Source organism: Citrobacter sp. Igbk 16, assembly GCF_028069755.1.
Taxonomy (GTDB): domain Bacteria; phylum Pseudomonadota; class Gammaproteobacteria; order Enterobacterales; family Enterobacteriaceae; genus Citrobacter.
Map to the genome: position 1 here is coordinate 68,545 of NZ_JANEWJ010000021.1, position 15,349 is coordinate 83,893.

General features: G+C 50.6%; 16 protein-coding genes. 10 read left to right on the forward strand and 6 right to left on the reverse strand.

Annotation, left to right across the window (positions count from 1 at the left end; translation table 11 throughout):
- Window position 1: 1 nt before the first annotated feature.
- The 8 genes from rlmH to lipA all read left to right on the forward strand — a co-directional run bounded on the left by rlmH (window position 2) and on the right by lipA (window position 8,282).
- Window positions 2–469 (forward strand): 23S rRNA (pseudouridine(1915)-N(3))-methyltransferase RlmH, encoded by a 468-nt coding sequence (gene rlmH, locus NNO03_RS14950; protein ID WP_003022725.1) that lies wholly within the window; start codon window positions 2–4, stop codon window positions 467–469.
- 30 nt (window positions 470–499) lie between these two features.
- Complete coding sequence (mrdA, locus tag NNO03_RS14955; protein ID WP_271449870.1) at window positions 500–2,401, forward strand: peptidoglycan DD-transpeptidase MrdA; 1,902 nt, start codon at window positions 500–502, stop codon at window positions 2,399–2,401.
- 2 nt (window positions 2,402–2,403) lie between these two features.
- On the forward strand, window positions 2,404–3,516 hold the full coding sequence (gene mrdB, locus NNO03_RS14960; protein WP_003022718.1) for a peptidoglycan glycosyltransferase MrdB: 1,113 nt from the start codon (window positions 2,404–2,406) through the stop codon (window positions 3,514–3,516).
- Between the two features lie 10 nt (window positions 3,517–3,526).
- Window positions 3,527–4,630: an endolytic peptidoglycan transglycosylase RlpA gene (rlpA, locus tag NNO03_RS14965; protein ID WP_271449871.1), complete on the forward strand. Its 1,104-nt coding sequence runs from the start codon at window positions 3,527–3,529 to the stop codon at window positions 4,628–4,630.
- Between the two features lie 142 nt (window positions 4,631–4,772).
- Window positions 4,773–5,984: a D-alanyl-D-alanine carboxypeptidase DacA gene (dacA, locus tag NNO03_RS14970; protein ID WP_137384513.1), complete on the forward strand. Its 1,212-nt coding sequence runs from the start codon at window positions 4,773–4,775 to the stop codon at window positions 5,982–5,984.
- A gap of 106 nt (window positions 5,985–6,090) precedes the next feature.
- Window positions 6,091–6,354, forward strand: coding sequence for a DUF493 family protein YbeD (ybeD, locus tag NNO03_RS14975; protein WP_000850547.1), 264 nt, complete (start codon window positions 6,091–6,093; stop codon window positions 6,352–6,354).
- 113 nt (window positions 6,355–6,467) lie between these two features.
- Entirely contained in the window at window positions 6,468–7,109 is a 642-nt protein-coding gene (lipB, locus tag NNO03_RS14980) for a lipoyl(octanoyl) transferase LipB (protein ID WP_271441569.1), read from the forward strand.
- A gap of 207 nt (window positions 7,110–7,316) precedes the next feature.
- A complete protein-coding gene (lipA, locus tag NNO03_RS14985; RefSeq protein WP_003022702.1) occupies window positions 7,317–8,282 on the forward strand; it encodes a lipoyl synthase in 966 nt (321 codons plus the stop codon).
- Between the two features lie 97 nt (window positions 8,283–8,379).
- Here lipA and tatE read toward each other — a convergent pair whose 3' ends face one another.
- Together tatE and NNO03_RS14995 are read right to left on the reverse strand one after the other, a co-directional pair.
- Complete coding sequence (tatE, locus tag NNO03_RS14990) at window positions 8,380–8,583, reverse strand: twin-arginine translocase subunit TatE (protein ID WP_048212302.1); 204 nt, start codon at window positions 8,581–8,583, stop codon at window positions 8,380–8,382.
- 128 nt (window positions 8,584–8,711) lie between these two features.
- Window positions 8,712–9,500, reverse strand: coding sequence for a deaminated glutathione amidase (locus NNO03_RS14995; RefSeq protein ID WP_271449872.1), 789 nt, complete (start codon window positions 9,498–9,500; stop codon window positions 8,712–8,714).
- Between the two features lie 90 nt (window positions 9,501–9,590).
- Here NNO03_RS14995 and crcB point away from each other — a divergent pair, with 90 nt between their 5' ends.
- Window positions 9,591–9,974, forward strand: coding sequence for a fluoride efflux transporter CrcB (gene crcB, locus NNO03_RS15000; RefSeq protein ID WP_043015566.1), 384 nt, complete (start codon window positions 9,591–9,593; stop codon window positions 9,972–9,974).
- A gap of 51 nt (window positions 9,975–10,025) precedes the next feature.
- Here crcB and cspE read toward each other — a convergent pair whose 3' ends face one another.
- Complete coding sequence (gene cspE, locus NNO03_RS15005) at window positions 10,026–10,235, reverse strand: transcription antiterminator/RNA stability regulator CspE (RefSeq protein ID WP_000034825.1); 210 nt, start codon at window positions 10,233–10,235, stop codon at window positions 10,026–10,028.
- 189 nt (window positions 10,236–10,424) lie between these two features.
- A complete protein-coding gene (gene pagP, locus NNO03_RS15010; RefSeq protein ID WP_369124578.1) occupies window positions 10,425–10,988 on the reverse strand; it encodes a lipid IV(A) palmitoyltransferase PagP in 564 nt (187 codons plus the stop codon).
- 456 nt (window positions 10,989–11,444) lie between these two features.
- Here pagP and dcuC point away from each other — a divergent pair, with 456 nt between their 5' ends.
- Window positions 11,445–12,830, forward strand: a complete 1,386-nt coding sequence (gene dcuC / locus NNO03_RS15015; RefSeq protein ID WP_271449873.1) for an anaerobic C4-dicarboxylate transporter DcuC — start codon at window positions 11,445–11,447, stop codon at window positions 12,828–12,830.
- A 116-nt stretch (window positions 12,831–12,946) separates the two neighbouring features.
- On the opposite strand, the gene dpiA is transcribed toward dcuC, so the two are convergent.
- Both dpiA and dpiB read right to left on the reverse strand, forming a co-directional pair.
- Window positions 12,947–13,627, reverse strand: coding sequence for a two-component response regulator DpiA (gene dpiA, locus NNO03_RS15020; RefSeq protein ID WP_005120841.1), 681 nt, complete (start codon window positions 13,625–13,627; stop codon window positions 12,947–12,949).
- Window positions 13,596–15,257 (reverse strand): sensor histidine kinase DpiB, encoded by a 1,662-nt coding sequence (dpiB, locus tag NNO03_RS15025; protein WP_271449874.1) that lies wholly within the window; start codon window positions 15,255–15,257, stop codon window positions 13,596–13,598. Before dpiB ends, dpiA begins: the two co-directional genes overlap by 32 nt.
- Window positions 15,258–15,349 lie beyond the last annotated feature (92 nt).

The window sequence follows — 15,349 nt, forward strand, 5'->3', positions numbered from 1 at the left end:
CGTGAAGCTGCAACTTGTCGCCGTGGGTACGAAGATGCCTGACTGGGTGCAAACCGGTTTTACGGAGTACCTGCGCCGGTTTCCAAAAGACATGCCCTTTGAGCTGATTGAAATCCCGGCAGGAAAACGCGGCAAGAACGCGGACATTAAACGCATTCTCGACAAAGAGGGTGAACAGATGCTGGCCGCCGCAGGCAAAAACCGCATCGTCACCCTTGATATCCCAGGCAAACCCTGGGACACGCCACAACTGGCGACCGAGCTGGAACGCTGGAAACTGGATGGTCGTGACGTCAGTCTGTTGATTGGCGGACCGGAAGGGCTGTCCCCCGCCTGTAAAGCGGCTGCGGAGCAAAGCTGGTCACTCTCTGCATTAACCCTTCCCCACCCTCTTGTTCGGGTGCTGGTCGCAGAGAGTCTGTACAGGGCGTGGAGCATTACCACCAACCATCCTTATCACCGTGAGTGATCATTGATTCTTGAGTAGATTAAGCAGCGGATGAAACTACAGAATTCTTTTCGCGACTATACGGCTGAGTCCGCGCTGTTTGTGCGCCGGGCGCTGGTCGCTTTTTTGGGGATTTTGCTGCTCACTGGCGTGCTGATCGCCAATCTTTATAATCTGCAAATCGTTCGCTTTACTGATTATCAGACCCGTTCGAACGAGAACCGCATCAAACTGGTGCCTATCGCCCCCAGCCGCGGCATCATTTATGACCGCAACGGAATTCCCCTCGCCCTTAACCGTACTATTTATCAGATAGAGATGATGCCGGAGAAGGTCGACAATATTCAGGATACCCTCGACGCGCTACGCAACGTCGTGGATCTGACCGATGACGACATCGCAGCCTTTAAAAAAGAGCGAGCCCGCTCGCACCGCTTCACCTCGATCCCGGTAAAAACCAACCTGACTGAAGTTCAGGTCGCACGCTTCGCCGTGAATCAGTACCGTTTCCCCGGCGTCGAGGTCAAAGGCTATAAACGCCGCTATTATCCATACGGTTCTGCACTGACCCACGTGATTGGTTACGTATCGAAGATCAACGATAAAGACGTTGAACGTCTGGATAAAGATGGCAAGCTGGCCAACTACGCAGCCACACATGACATCGGCAAGCTGGGTATCGAGCGCTATTACGAAGACGTACTTCATGGTCAAACCGGTTATGAAGAGGTTGAAGTCAATAACCGTGGCCGCGTCATTCGACAGCTCAAAGAAGTCGCCCCGCAGGCCGGGCACGATATCTATCTGACGCTTGATTTAAAACTCCAGCAATACATTGAAACGTTGCTGGCGGGTAGCCGTGCCGCCGTCGTGGTCACAGACCCGCGTACTGGCGGTGTTCTGGCTCTGGTCTCTATGCCGAGCTACGATCCGAACCTGTTCGTGGACGGCATCTCCAGCAAAGATTATTCCGGGTTACTCAATGACCCCAATACCCCACTGGTCAACCGCGCCACGCAAGGTGTTTACCCTCCGGCGTCCACGGTTAAACCTTATGTTGCGGTCTCTGCGTTAAGCGCAGGCGTGATTACTCGCAATACCGGGCTATTCGATCCCGGTTGGTGGCAATTACCCGGTTCAGAGAAACGTTACCGTGACTGGAAAAAATGGGGACACGGTCATCTGAACATCACCCGTTCTCTGGAAGAGTCCGCTGATACGTTTTTCTATCAAATCGCCTATGATATGGGGATTGACCGTCTTTCTGAGTGGATGAGCAAGTTTGGTTACGGTCATTATACGGGCATCGATCTCGCTGAAGAGCGCGCCGGAAACATGCCAACCCGCGAGTGGAAGCAAAAACGGTTTAAAAAGCCCTGGTACCAGGGTGATACAATCCCTGTCGGTATCGGTCAGGGCTACTGGACAGCAACACCTATCCAGATGAGTAAAGCGCTAATGATCCTCATCAACGACGGCATGGTGAAAGTTCCGCATCTGCTGATGAGCACAGCGGAAAACGGCAAGCAAGTGCCGTGGATACAGCCACATGAGCCTCCTGTCGGTGACATTCATTCTGGCTACTGGGAAATCGCCAAAGACGGTATGTACGGTGTAGCGAATCGCCCTAATGGGACTGCGCACAAGTATTTTGCTGGCGCACCCTACAAAATTGCGGCGAAATCCGGTACCGCGCAGGTATTTGGCCTGAAAGCCAATGAAACCTATAACGCACATAAGATCGCCGAACGTTTACGCGACCACAAACTGATGACTGCATTCGCGCCCTATGACAAACCCGAGGTCGCTGTCGCGATGATCCTCGAAAACGGTGGGGCCGGTCCGGCGGTAGGTACACTCATGCGCCAGATCCTTGACCACATTATGTTGGGCGACAACAACACCAATCTGCCTGCTGAAAACCCGGCGGTTGCAGCAGGTGAGGACCAATAATCGTGACGGATAATCCGAACAAAAAGACATTCTGGGACAAAATTCATATCGATCCCACAATGTTGCTTATCTTGCTGGCTCTGCTGGTATACAGCTCGCTGGTCATCTGGAGCGCCAGCGGCCAGGATATTGGCATGATGGAACGTAAGGTCGGCCAGATCGCTATGGGGCTGGTCATCATGGTCGTGATGGCGCAAATTCCCCCCAGGGTCTATGAAGGTTGGGCACCGTACCTCTATATCTTCTGTATCATCCTGTTGGTGGCTGTCGATGCCTTCGGCGCCATTTCTAAAGGCGCACAACGTTGGTTGGATTTGGGCATCGTGCGTTTTCAGCCCTCGGAAATTGCCAAGATAGCCGTCCCGTTGATGGTGGCGCGCTTTATCAACCGCGATGTCTGCCCACCCTCGCTGAAGAATACGGCGATCGCGCTGGTGCTCATTTTTATGCCCACGCTGCTGGTTGCCGCGCAGCCTGACCTTGGAACCTCAATCCTGGTTGCACTTTCCGGCCTGTTTGTCCTGTTCCTCTCCGGGTTGAGCTGGCGTCTGATCGGCGTTGCTGTGGTTCTGGTGGCCGCATTTATTCCAATACTGTGGTTCTTCCTGATGCATGATTACCAGCGACAACGCGTGATGATGCTTCTCGACCCGGAAACCGATCCGCTGGGCGCGGGCTATCACATTATTCAGTCTAAAATTGCTATTGGTTCAGGTGGGCTACGCGGCAAAGGCTGGTTGCATGGTACGCAGTCGCAGTTGGAGTTTTTGCCCGAACGTCATACTGACTTTATCTTTGCAGTACTGGCGGAAGAGCTGGGTCTGGTTGGGATTTTAATCCTGCTTGCCCTGTACATTTTGCTGATAATGCGCGGATTGTGGATTGCCGCCCACGCGCAAACAACCTTTGGTCGCGTCATGGCCGGTGGTTTAATGTTGATATTATTCGTTTATGTCTTCGTAAATATTGGTATGGTGAGCGGTATTCTGCCTGTAGTTGGGGTTCCACTCCCACTGGTCAGTTACGGAGGCTCTGCACTGATCGTGCTGATGGCCGGGTTCGGGATTGTCATGTCGATCCACACCCATAGAAAAATGTTGTCGAAAAGCGTGTAAGGGGTACGCAATGCGTAAGCAGTGGATTGGAATCTGCATCGCAGCAGGAATGCTCGCGGCGTGTTCAAGTGATGATGGTCAGCAACAGGCTGCCGTCGCGCCGCAGCCTGCGGTGTGTAATGGTCCGATTGTTGAAATCAGCGGAGCCGATCCGCGCTTTGAACCCCTGAACCCGACGGCGAATCAGGACTATCAGCGTGACGGTAAGAGCTACAAGATAGTCCAGGACCCCTCCCGCTTTAGCCAGGCTGGACTGGCCGCCATTTACGATGCGGAGCCGGGAAGCAATTTAACCGCCTCTGGTGAAGCGTTCGACCCGATGCAGCTGACCGCTGCGCACCCAACGCTGCCAATTCCAAGCTATGCCAGAATTACTAACCTGGCAAATGGTCGAATGATCGTCGTCCGCATTAACGATCGTGGCCCCTATGGCAACGATCGCGTCGTTTCGCTGTCGCGAGCAGCAGCCGATCGTCTGAATACCTCTAACAACACGAAAGTGCGTATTGATCCTATCATTGTCGCACAGGATGGCTCTCTGTCCGGCCCAGGTATGGCCTGTACGACAGTGGCCAAACAAACCTATGCCCTGCCCTCACGCCCTGACTTAAGCGGCGGCGGCAGTATGCCTGCTACACCGGATGCGGGTCAGCCGCAAGGTGATATCCGCCCGATCAGCAATTCCACGCTGAAAAGCGATGACCCTACCGGAGCACCAGTAAACAGCGGTGGTTTCCTCGGCGCACCGACCACGCTCGCTTCCGGCGTGCTTGAAGGTAGCGAACCGACGCCAGCGCCACAGCCGGCCGCCCCTGTGACTGCGCCAGCCACAACACCGACTGTCGCAGCAGCACCAGCCGCCGCCGTTGCCACTCCGGCAGCTGCAGCCAACGGTCGTTATGTCGTTCAGGTTGGTGCGGTAAGCGAGCAGGCGCGTGCACAGCAGTATCAAAAGCGTTTAAGTCAGCAGTTTGGCGTTCCGGGCCGGGTTGTGCAAAACGGTGCCGTTTGGCGTATTCAGATGGGGCCATTCGCCAGCAAGGCTGAAGCCTCCACACTGCAACAGCGTCTTCAATCCGAGGCGCAATTACAGTCCTTCATCACCGGCGTGTAATAACGTAAATCAGGCATCTGAGTTGTCAATTTCTGTAAACGACATTAACAAAGTCACGCGGAAAGTCAGATGCCTGTGAGTTATGCATTTGCTATAGTAGGGCACTTTTTTTAATTTCACCACGGACGTCGTAGTTCAGACCATGAAGACCACTTTTTCCGCTCGTTTCGTGCAGCGCATGGCGCTCACCGCGGCTCTCTGCGCAGCCTCTCTTTCTGCTGCCCATGCAGATGACCTGAATATTAAAACCATGATCCCGGGTGTTCCGCAGATCGATGCGGAGTCGTATATCCTGATTGACTACAATTCAGGCAAAGTTCTGGCAGAACAGAATGCGGACTCTCGCCGCGATCCCGCCAGCCTGACCAAAATGATGACCAGCTACGTCATCGGACAGGCAATGAAAGCCGGGAAATTCAAAGAAACCGATTTGGTCACCGTCGGCAACGACGCCTGGGCTACGGGCAACCCTGTCTTTAAAGGTTCCTCCCTGATGTTCCTCAAGCCGGGCATGCAGGTTCCAGTATCGCAGCTAATCCGTGGTATCAACCTGCAATCCGGTAACGATGCTTGCGTGGCAATGGCAGACTTTTCTGCTGGTAGTCAGGACGCTTTCGTCGGCCTGATGAACAGCTATGTTAATGCGCTGGGGCTGAAAAACACCCACTTCCAGACCGTACATGGCCTGGATGCAGAGGGCCAGTACAGCTCAGCTCGCGATATGGCGCTGATTGGTCAGGCCCTGATCCGCGATGTACCTAACGAGTACTCTATCTATAAAGAAAAAGAGTTCACCTTTAACGGCATCCGCCAGCTCAACCGTAACGGTCTGCTGTGGGATAACAGCCTGAATGTTGACGGTATCAAAACCGGCCATACTGACAAAGCGGGTTATAACCTTGTTGCCTCTGCGACAGAAGGTCAGATGCGTCTGATCTCCGCCGTGATGGGTGGTCGCACTTATAAAGGTCGTGAAACTGAAAGTAAAAAGCTGCTGACCTGGGGTTTCCGTTTCTTTGAAACCGTGAACCCATTGAAAGTCGGCAAAGAGTTTGCCTCAGAGCCCGCCTGGTTTGGTAATACCGATCGTGCGTCGTTAGGTGTCGATAAAGATGTCTACCTGACGATTCCACGCGGCCGCATGAAAGACCTGAAAGCCAGCTATGTTCTGAACACCACGGAACTGCATGCCCCGCTGCAGAAAAACCAGGTTGTCGGCACCATCAACTTCCAGCTTGATGGCAAAACCATTGAGCAGCGTCCACTGGTGGTTCTGCAGGAAATCCCGGAAGGCAACTTCTTTGGTAAAATCATTGATTACATTAAATTAATGTTCCATCACTGGTTTGGCTAAAAATCGAACACTTGAAAGTGTGATTTACGTCCCCATATACTAAGTATCCAGATAACTCCCACGCTCTGTGGGAGTTATTATTTTTTGATGTAACGCCGGAGCTGACATGAAAACCAAACTAAACGAACTGCTTGAATTCCCTACTCCATTTACTTACAAAGTAATGGGGCAGGCGTTGCCTGAGCTGGTTGATCAGGTGGTTGAAGTGGTACAGCGCCATGCGCCAGGTGATTACTCCCCAACGGTAAAACCGAGCAGCAAAGGCAACTACCACTCGGTCTCAATCACTATTAATGCGACACACATTGAGCAGGTTGAAACGCTGTACGAAGAATTAGGTAATATCGATATCGTACGTATGGTGCTGTAAAAACCTGTCGGTTACCCGCTGCATCCCCGCTCGGGTAACCCCACCCTCCTGTGGTATACTTTTCCCCTCTTTAACATTCTCTACTCTGTGTGAGTATCTACGGAGATGCCGTTTTGTATCAGGATAAAATTCTGGTCCGCCAGCTTGGTCTTCAGCCCTACGAGCCAGTCTCTCTGGCCATGCACGAATTCACCGATACCCGTGATGAAAACAGTCATGATGAAATCTGGCTGGTAGAGCATTATCCTGTCTTTACCCAGGGTCAGGCCGGTAAAGCAGAGCACGTACTGATGCCCGGTGATATTCCCGTTATCCAGAGCGATCGGGGCGGCCAGGTGACATACCACGGACCGGGTCAGCAGGTTATGTATGTTCTGTTGAACCTCAAACGCCGCAAACTGGGCGTACGTGAACTGGTAACACTACTGGAACAAACCGTGGTGAATACGCTTGCGGAGATAGGTATTGACGCCCATCCGCGTGCTGATGCGCCGGGGGTCTATGTCGGCGAAAAGAAAATCTGCTCGTTAGGGTTACGTATCCGTAGAGGCTGCTCGTTTCACGGCTTAGCGCTCAACGTAGATATGGATCTATCACCTTTCCTGCGCATCAACCCCTGTGGCTATGCGGGAATGGAAATGGCAAAAGTCTCGCTGTGGGACAGTACGGCAACAACCGAGAGCGTGCGCCCTCGTCTGCTGGCTAATATTTTAGCGCTGTTGGGCAATCCCCCCCACGAGTACATTGCAGACTGAAAAAACAGGTTATAGTTTGCCGCAGCATATGTTGTGGCAAATGGCACAAAACAACAACTATTTTACATTTTGCCAGCCTGTCAGGCTGCTTTCTGGCCCGTTTCAATGATATACTGCGTATCACTAATTCAAAAATAGTTGATAAATGCAACATTCCCTTGAATTGAAACGCTTTCCTTCGTAATTCGCAACTGGAACACGCAAGCTATGAGTAAACCCATTGTGATGGAACGCGGTGTTAAATACCGCGATGCCGATAAGATGGCTCTTATCCCGGTAAAAAATGTTGCAACAGAGCGCGAAGCCCTGCTGCGTAAACCGGAATGGATGAAAATAAAACTGCCAGCGGACTCCACTCGCATCCAGGGTATCAAAGCAGCGATGCGCAAAAATGGCCTGCACTCTGTCTGCGAAGAAGCGTCCTGCCCTAACCTGGCAGAATGTTTCAACCACGGGACCGCGACCTTTATGATCCTCGGCGCAATCTGTACTCGCCGCTGCCCATTCTGTGACGTTGCCCATGGTCGCCCGGTTGCCCCTGATGCTAACGAACCGTTAAAGCTGGCTCAGACGATTGCGGACATGGCGCTGCGCTATGTGGTCATTACCTCCGTTGACCGCGACGATCTGCGCGACGGTGGCGCTCAGCATTTCGCTGATTGTATCACTGCAATCCGCGAGAAAAGCCCGTCGATTAAAATCGAAACGCTGGTACCTGACTTCCGTGGTCGTATGGATCGTGCGCTGGATATCCTCACGGCCACCCCGCCAGACGTGTTTAACCATAACCTAGAGAACGTTCCGCGTATTTACCGCAACGTACGCCCTGGGGCTGATTACAACTGGTCACTGAAGCTTCTGGAACGTTTTAAGGAAGCGCACCCTGAGATCCCAACCAAATCCGGCCTGATGGTAGGTCTGGGTGAAACCAATGCTGAAATCATTGAGGTTATGCGCGATCTGCGCAGTCACGGCGTGACAATGCTGACGCTGGGCCAGTATTTACAACCCAGTCGTCACCACCTGCCGGTTCAGCGCTATGTAAGCCCGGACGAGTTTGATGAGATGAAGGCGGAAGCCATGGCAATGGGCTTTACCCATGCAGCCTGCGGCCCATTTGTTCGTTCTTCTTACCATGCGGACATGCAGGCGAAAGGGCTGGAAGTGAAGTGATCGTGTAATACTCACTTACATTTCAGCAATAAAAAAACCGGCAATTGCCGGTTTTTTTTCATGCAGAGTATGCAGTATGAGCATCGTGCTCCTGACATTACTCTTTATGGGAAAGCTTCTCAGTCTGAACGCTACCGTCAGCATCTTTCTTAGCATCGGCATTATCATCGTTCATCGCTTTCTTGAAGCCTTTAATTGCCGTTCCCAGGTCTCCACCCAGTGTACGTAACTTCTTGGTACCAAACAGCAGAACGACCAGTGCGGCAACCACCAGCAGTTTGGTAATACTAATCTCACCCATAGATACCTTCTTAACTTAAACCAGGCTGCATAAAGCGCCATATTAACCTGAGAATATTAACGGCCTTTCGACGCGCGCACACAATAGCAATCTGTAACAAGGTGAATCAAGCCTTGTTTAAAAAAACGTCATAATAATTGCGGTGGCGCAAAGCGGCGGTTCCGTAACACAGGAAGTTGCGCCCTGACCTGCCTCACCCGCTCAGCAGAAACCTCCGTCATTATCAGCGCGGGCGTTTCCGCCGCAGCGGCAATCGTCACGCCAAACGGATCGATAACCCGGCTTTGACCGATATTCTTGTTACCACACTCCCCCGCGGCAATCACATAACAGGTTGCATCCAGGGCTCTTGCCGCCAGCAGCGTTGTCCAATGATGCTCTTTCAGCGAACCACGAACCCAGGCAGCCGGTAAGACCAGGATTTCAGCCCCCTGTAACGCGAGCGCCAATGCCAGCTCAGGAAAGCGCAGGTCATAGCAGGTCATTAACCCTACCTTTAATCCGTCTACGTCCAGCAATGGCGCTACAGCCTCACCTGCATCGACATTCCGCGACTCCTGAATCGAAAAGGCGTCATAGAGATGTAATTTTGCGTAATGGGCAACAACCCGGCCTCCCCGTAGCGCAACCAGCATGTTCAACGCCCGTCCAGGTACAGAGGGAACATGAATCGTCAGAATCGTCGTCATCTCGTTTTTCGCGCTCTCTTGCTGTAGCCGCGTCAGAAAACCGCCCTCCAGTAGCTGAGCCGACTTCACCGACAGGTCGGGGTCGAGATCGTCACGGGCCAACAGCGCTTCCGGCAGCACCAACAGAGATGATCCTTCTCCTGCGGCCTGTGACATCAACTGGACACACGTTTCCGCATTTTTCTCCCACGAGGGACCCACGGCAAATTGCCCTGCTGCAACAAACATATTCCCTCCAGAAAAATGGGTTAAGCTCGCCAACAACAATTATTCAGCGTTACACTCACGCTATATACAATCAAATAGCAGGATTACGCAGTGTTACAACTCCTTTTAGCAGTTTTTATCGGTGGCGGTACAGGAAGCGTAGCAAGATGGATGTTAAGCATGCGGTTCAATCCGCTGCATCAGGCCATCCCATTCGGTACGCTGGCAGCAAATCTGATTGGCGCGTTTATTATCGGTATGGGGCTGGCGTGGTTTAACCGCATGACAAACATTGATCCAATGTGGAAAGTGCTCATCACCACCGGTTTCTGCGGCGGACTGACGACGTTTTCAACCTTTTCGGCAGAAGTGGTGTTTTTACTACAGGAAGGACGTTTTGGTTGGGCAATGGTGAATGTGCTGGTTAACCTGTTAGGGTCATTTGCGATGACGGCTCTGGCATTCTGGCTGGTTTCGGCCTCTCCTGCACACTAAACGAAAAAAAACCCGCAATTAAGCGGGTTTTGAATTCTTGCTGTCGTATGCTTACAGAGCGATTACGTTTGCAGCAGAAGGGCCTTTGGCACCGTTAGTGATTTCGAACTCTACGCGCTGACCTTCAGCCAGAGTTTTAAAACCATTGGTCTGGATTGCAGAGAAGTGTACGAACACGTCTTTGCTGCCATCTTCCGGAGTAATGAAACCGAATCCTTTGGACTCATTAAACCACTTAACGTTACCTTTAATCTTAGACATCAAAATTACCTTTACATGAAAAATAGACACAAATGCTGTGTCGGGTATCAGTACAACAATTGTGGTGCACTTTGTCCAGTCGAACTTTGTCAAAAAGTGATAAATGTCGCGTTATTTTTCAGACAACCAACATATCCATCTGTTTTTAAACAAGTTTATAATAATCCACCTGACAATACAGGTAGTCTGTCAAAACTGGAAACGCATCCAGGCAAAGTAGACATTTCCGTTGTTATACGTACCCGGAATGTAGGTCATCTGGAACGTTGCCGGACCATAGCCTATCGAGGCCAACGGCAGGATCAATGGCACGGGAATATAGTTCCAGTTATCGCGCGCGGTGAAACCGGCTGTATAGCCCAGCCCAAGACGAAAATTATCATCGGCCAGCGGTCGCCAGGTCTTTTCCCAGCCATAGCCGCCAATCGGCTCCCATTTATTGAAGGAGTCCTTGAAGGCCATAATATAGAGCCCGTGCCAATTACCTTTATCATCCCAACGGGACTGACCAAATCCTGCCCCCCAGGGACGTTCGTTGTACCGATCGGTTTTCTCTTTATCATAGGCAAAACGCGCATGCCAGGTAATGGCCGGCACATACAGATCATAATGTTCAGGCTGCTGCCAGGTTTCACTGACATTATCTTTAAAAGTATCAAACCACCCTTTATCCTCAGCAAACACCTGGGGAATAAAGGCTAACTGAATAAAAAGAAATGAAAAAATGAGAAAATAACGTTTAGCGACAATCACGACTTAATTACCATCCTGGGAGTTAGTATTAATTGTAGCAAACAAAACCTTAATGTTAGCTTAACAAAGATGCGCTAATAAAAAATCAGAATATTCTCCACATACAAATTCCAGATTATTATCATTATATTTATTATGGTTTTTATATATGACACGAATTCTTATTTCTATTAATCTGCTCCTTTACGCACAAACACCAAAAAAATTACAATCAATTAACATTAATACATCATTGCAAAGCAAAATAACACATAAAACCAGAGTGTTTCACAGTTTTTGATTGCGGTACTCCCTTTTCATCCGCTATGTTGAAAAAACGTCTGCGCCATCGGTTGAATCCGTATTTTTATTGATTTTAATCAGCAAGGAGCAGGTGTTTATTAGGCACATTCTCACACCGCTTTATGCTTTTTTTAGTTTTTTTACTTTCTGGGCGTCAATATGACAGGGGAAACAATGTTGACATTTATAGAACTCCTTATTGGAGTCGTTGTTATTGTGGGTGTAGCTCGCTACATCATTAAAGGTTATTCCGCAACCGGCGTATTGTTTGTCGGGGGCCTGGTTTTATTGATTATCAGCGCCCTGATGGGACATAAAGTTCTGCCCGGCAGTGCCGAAAGTACCGGTTACACCGCGACAGATATTGTTGAATATATTAAAATTTTGCTGATGAGCCGCGGCGGCGACCTCGGCATGATGATTATGATGCTGTGTGGTTTTGCCGCCTACATGACGCATATTGGCGCGAACGATATGGTCGTTAAGCTGGCCTCCAAACCCCTGCAATATATCAACTCGCCTTACATGCTAATGATTGCCGCCTATTTTGTTGCCTGCCTGATGTCACTGGCCGTCTCTTCGGCAACCGGGCTGGGCGTGCTGTTGATGGCGACACTCTTTCCGGTCATGGTTAACGTTGGGATCAGTCGTGGTGCTGCGGCGGCCATTTGCGCCTCCCCTGCCGCAATCATTCTTTCTCCAACGTCCGGGGATGTCGTGCTGGCTGCAAAAGCAGCGGAAATGCCACTGATCGACTTCGCGTTTAAAACCACGCTGCCGATTTCCATTGCTGCCATTATTGGTATGGCGATTGCCCATTACTTCTGGCAGCGCTATCTGGATAAAAAAGAGAACATCTCTCACGAAATGTTAGATGTGGCAGAAATCACCACCACAGCCCCCTCGTTTTACGCCATTCTGCCGTTTACCCCGATCGTCGGTGTACTGATTTTTGATGGCAAATGGGGCCCGCAACTGCACATCATCACGATTCTGGTGCTGTGCATGCTTATTGCCGCAGTGCTGGAGTTCATCCGCGGATTCAACACCCAGAAGGTTTTCTCAGGTCTGGAAGTCGCCTACCGTGGAATGGCAGATGCCTTTGCTAACGTCGTCATGCTGTTAGTTGCAGCCGGTGTATTTGCTCAGGGTCTGAGCACCATTGGCTTTATTCAAAGTCTGATCTCTATCGCCACCTCATTTGGTTCTGCAAGTATTATTCTGATGCTGGTCCTGGTGATTCTGACCATGCTGGCCGCAATGACCACGGGCTCCGGTAACGCGCCTTTCTATGCCTTCGTTGAGATGATCCCAAAACTGGCACACTCTTCCGGTATTAACCCTGCCTATCTTTCGATCCCAATGCTGCAGGCGTCAAACCTCGGGCGCACAATCTCCCCGGTATCCGGTGTGGTTGTAGCTGTTGCGGGGATGGCGAAGATTTCACCGTTTGAAGTCGTAAAACGAACTTCTGTTCCGGTGATGGTCGGACTGCTGATTGTGATTATCGCCACTGAAGTGATGGTACCAGGTTCTTCTTCAGCCGTCGTTGGCGGCTGATACTCAGTGAAATGCAGGCCGGATAAGGCATCTACGCCGCATCCGGCATTTAAACCGCACCGTTGCCGGATGTCGATGCTAAAGCATCTTATCCGGCCTACGTCAGAAATCAGCATTTAGCCGCCGTGGTAAATACGCTGCGGTCTACCTACCTTCCCGTGAATAATCTCCGCAATGATCAAATGGCGGCTGGCACAGTACTCCAGGTAACGTCTGGATGTTGTACGGCTGATGGTTAACGCCTGAGCGATCGTTTCCGCAGTATGATGTACCGTCGGGTCAGCAAACAACTTCAGTACCGCATTCAGCGTTAGCGCGTCGATCCCCGTCGGCAAATCCCCTTTCGGCTCCCCGCGCGCATATGCATTAAACATTTCATCAATCTGTTTTTGGCTGGCACTGTCATTACCGGCCAGCATTCTTCTGCGTTGCTGATACCGGGTAAGCGTCTGCCCCAGTCGCTCGTAGGCTATGGGTTTAACCAGATAATCAAACGCCCCGCTGCGTACGGCTTCTGAGACCGTGTCCATATCACTGGCCGCCGTGGTAAACACCACGCCGCCAGGGTAGCGTGCCTGAGTCAGCTCGTGTAACAGAGTTATGCCCTTGCCATCCGGCAAGTAGTTATCAAGAAGAATCAAACCGGGCTTAAAACGCTCAATCATCATTCTTGCCTGCGCAAGATTACCCGCCAGCCATATCTGGCTGAAACCGGGTATATGGCGGATATATTCAGCATGCATTTCCGCCAGTAGCGTTTCATCCTCAACGATCAGTAGCGTTAATGGTTCCGTCATTGTTTTTTTTCACTTTCGGAAGAAATAAAGAAAATAAGGTACCGCAGGGGGAGTTATCTTCGAGCGTAATCACCCCATTACAGCGCCTCACATAACTTGCAATCAGATACAAACCGATGCCATGTTCGCCTGGTTCATCGGTACGAGTGCTCACACCCTGTTCAAATATTTTTTCGCGCAATGCTTCCGGTACGCCACAACCTTGATCGGCGACTTCGATGATCACCTCATCGCCCTCATCACTCAGATAGAGTTCAACGACCTTATTACCCTGCTGGGTACGCAAACTGGCTTCAAACGCATTATCAAGCAGATTGCCAACAATTGCTGCAAACTCTGTGCTATCCAACCCCTCAGGAAGTTTATGCAGTTGACTGCCAGGGACAATGCTCATTGTGAGGCCCAGTTCCCGTGCACGCTGTACCTTGCCAAACAGCAGGCCTGCAACCTGACGATCGGCGAAAGCACCGCGCAGACTATCAATGAGTTGCTGCTGCGCCTGCGACTCTCCCTGAACCATGGCCAGCACCCGGTCATACTCTTTCATTTGCAGCAGACCATTGATGGTGGACATCCAGTTCAGGTGTTCATGACGTAGCGTTCTCAGACTTTCTACATACTGTTTGATTTGTGTTAACTGGGCATTCAGGGTCGCAATTTCATCTTTGCTACGAAAGCTGATGATAGCTCCGAGCAGTTCATCACCTGAGCGGATAGCCTCGCGGTTAGCAATAACACTCAACCCATTAAAGTTAACCATCGCATCCTGACGCTTTTCCGCAATCTGCTGGGTAAAAAAATCTGCTGGCTGAACGACTTCCGCAATCGGCTTACCCAACCACTTACGTCCAGGCGACGAGAGCCCCAGCATTTTTCTCGCACTGCGATTTATCGCCGTAATGCACCCTTCAGGGTCAACAGCAATTAAGCCTTCGTATACTGAGCTAAACAGCGCCTCCTGCTGACGTACTACCCGCGCGATTTGTTTGGGTTCCATACCCAACATCTGGCGTCGAATATGGGCGGCAAAAAACCAGGAAAGTAACATAAGCACCAGTAACAATAGAATGAACACCCCTGCCATCGGAAGTAAGAAATCCGAGCGCCAGCTGTCGATTTTACTGATCAGGTAGCCAATTGAGACAACACCGATGATTTTACCATCATCATCAAAGATAGGGGTTTTGGCGCGCATCGCCATCCCGATAGACCCTTTACCGGTAATAAAGTAGCTTTCCCCTTTCTCCAGTGCGCCGGGTTTGGTGAACTGCATGGGGTAGCCAATTTTATCCGGATTAGGGTGATAAAGACGGATCGAGTGGGTATCACCGATAACCACATAGTCAAAGTCAGTCCCGCTCTGCAACTTATCCGCTATCGTTGCCAGGCGCTTGTAATCACGGTGCTTCACAGCAGTAATAATGCTGTCGTTCGAGGCGATAATTTTCGCCTGATTCATTGCCATATCACGAACATGCGTTGCCAGATAATCTTCAAAGCTGGCGGTAAAGTATTGTGCTAATGCCGCGATGATAAAAACAGAAACGACCAGAATGAGTAGAAAGATACGCAACGGAAACGCCAGGCTGCGAAAAAAAGGAAACCGTGTTTTATTTTTCTTTTCCGACATGTTTTTTCCTCACCGACGTTAACCGAAACTTATTTTTCGTTATATTTGTAATAAAAATGTTTTATTTACAAGTCACGGCCTAAAATAGGATC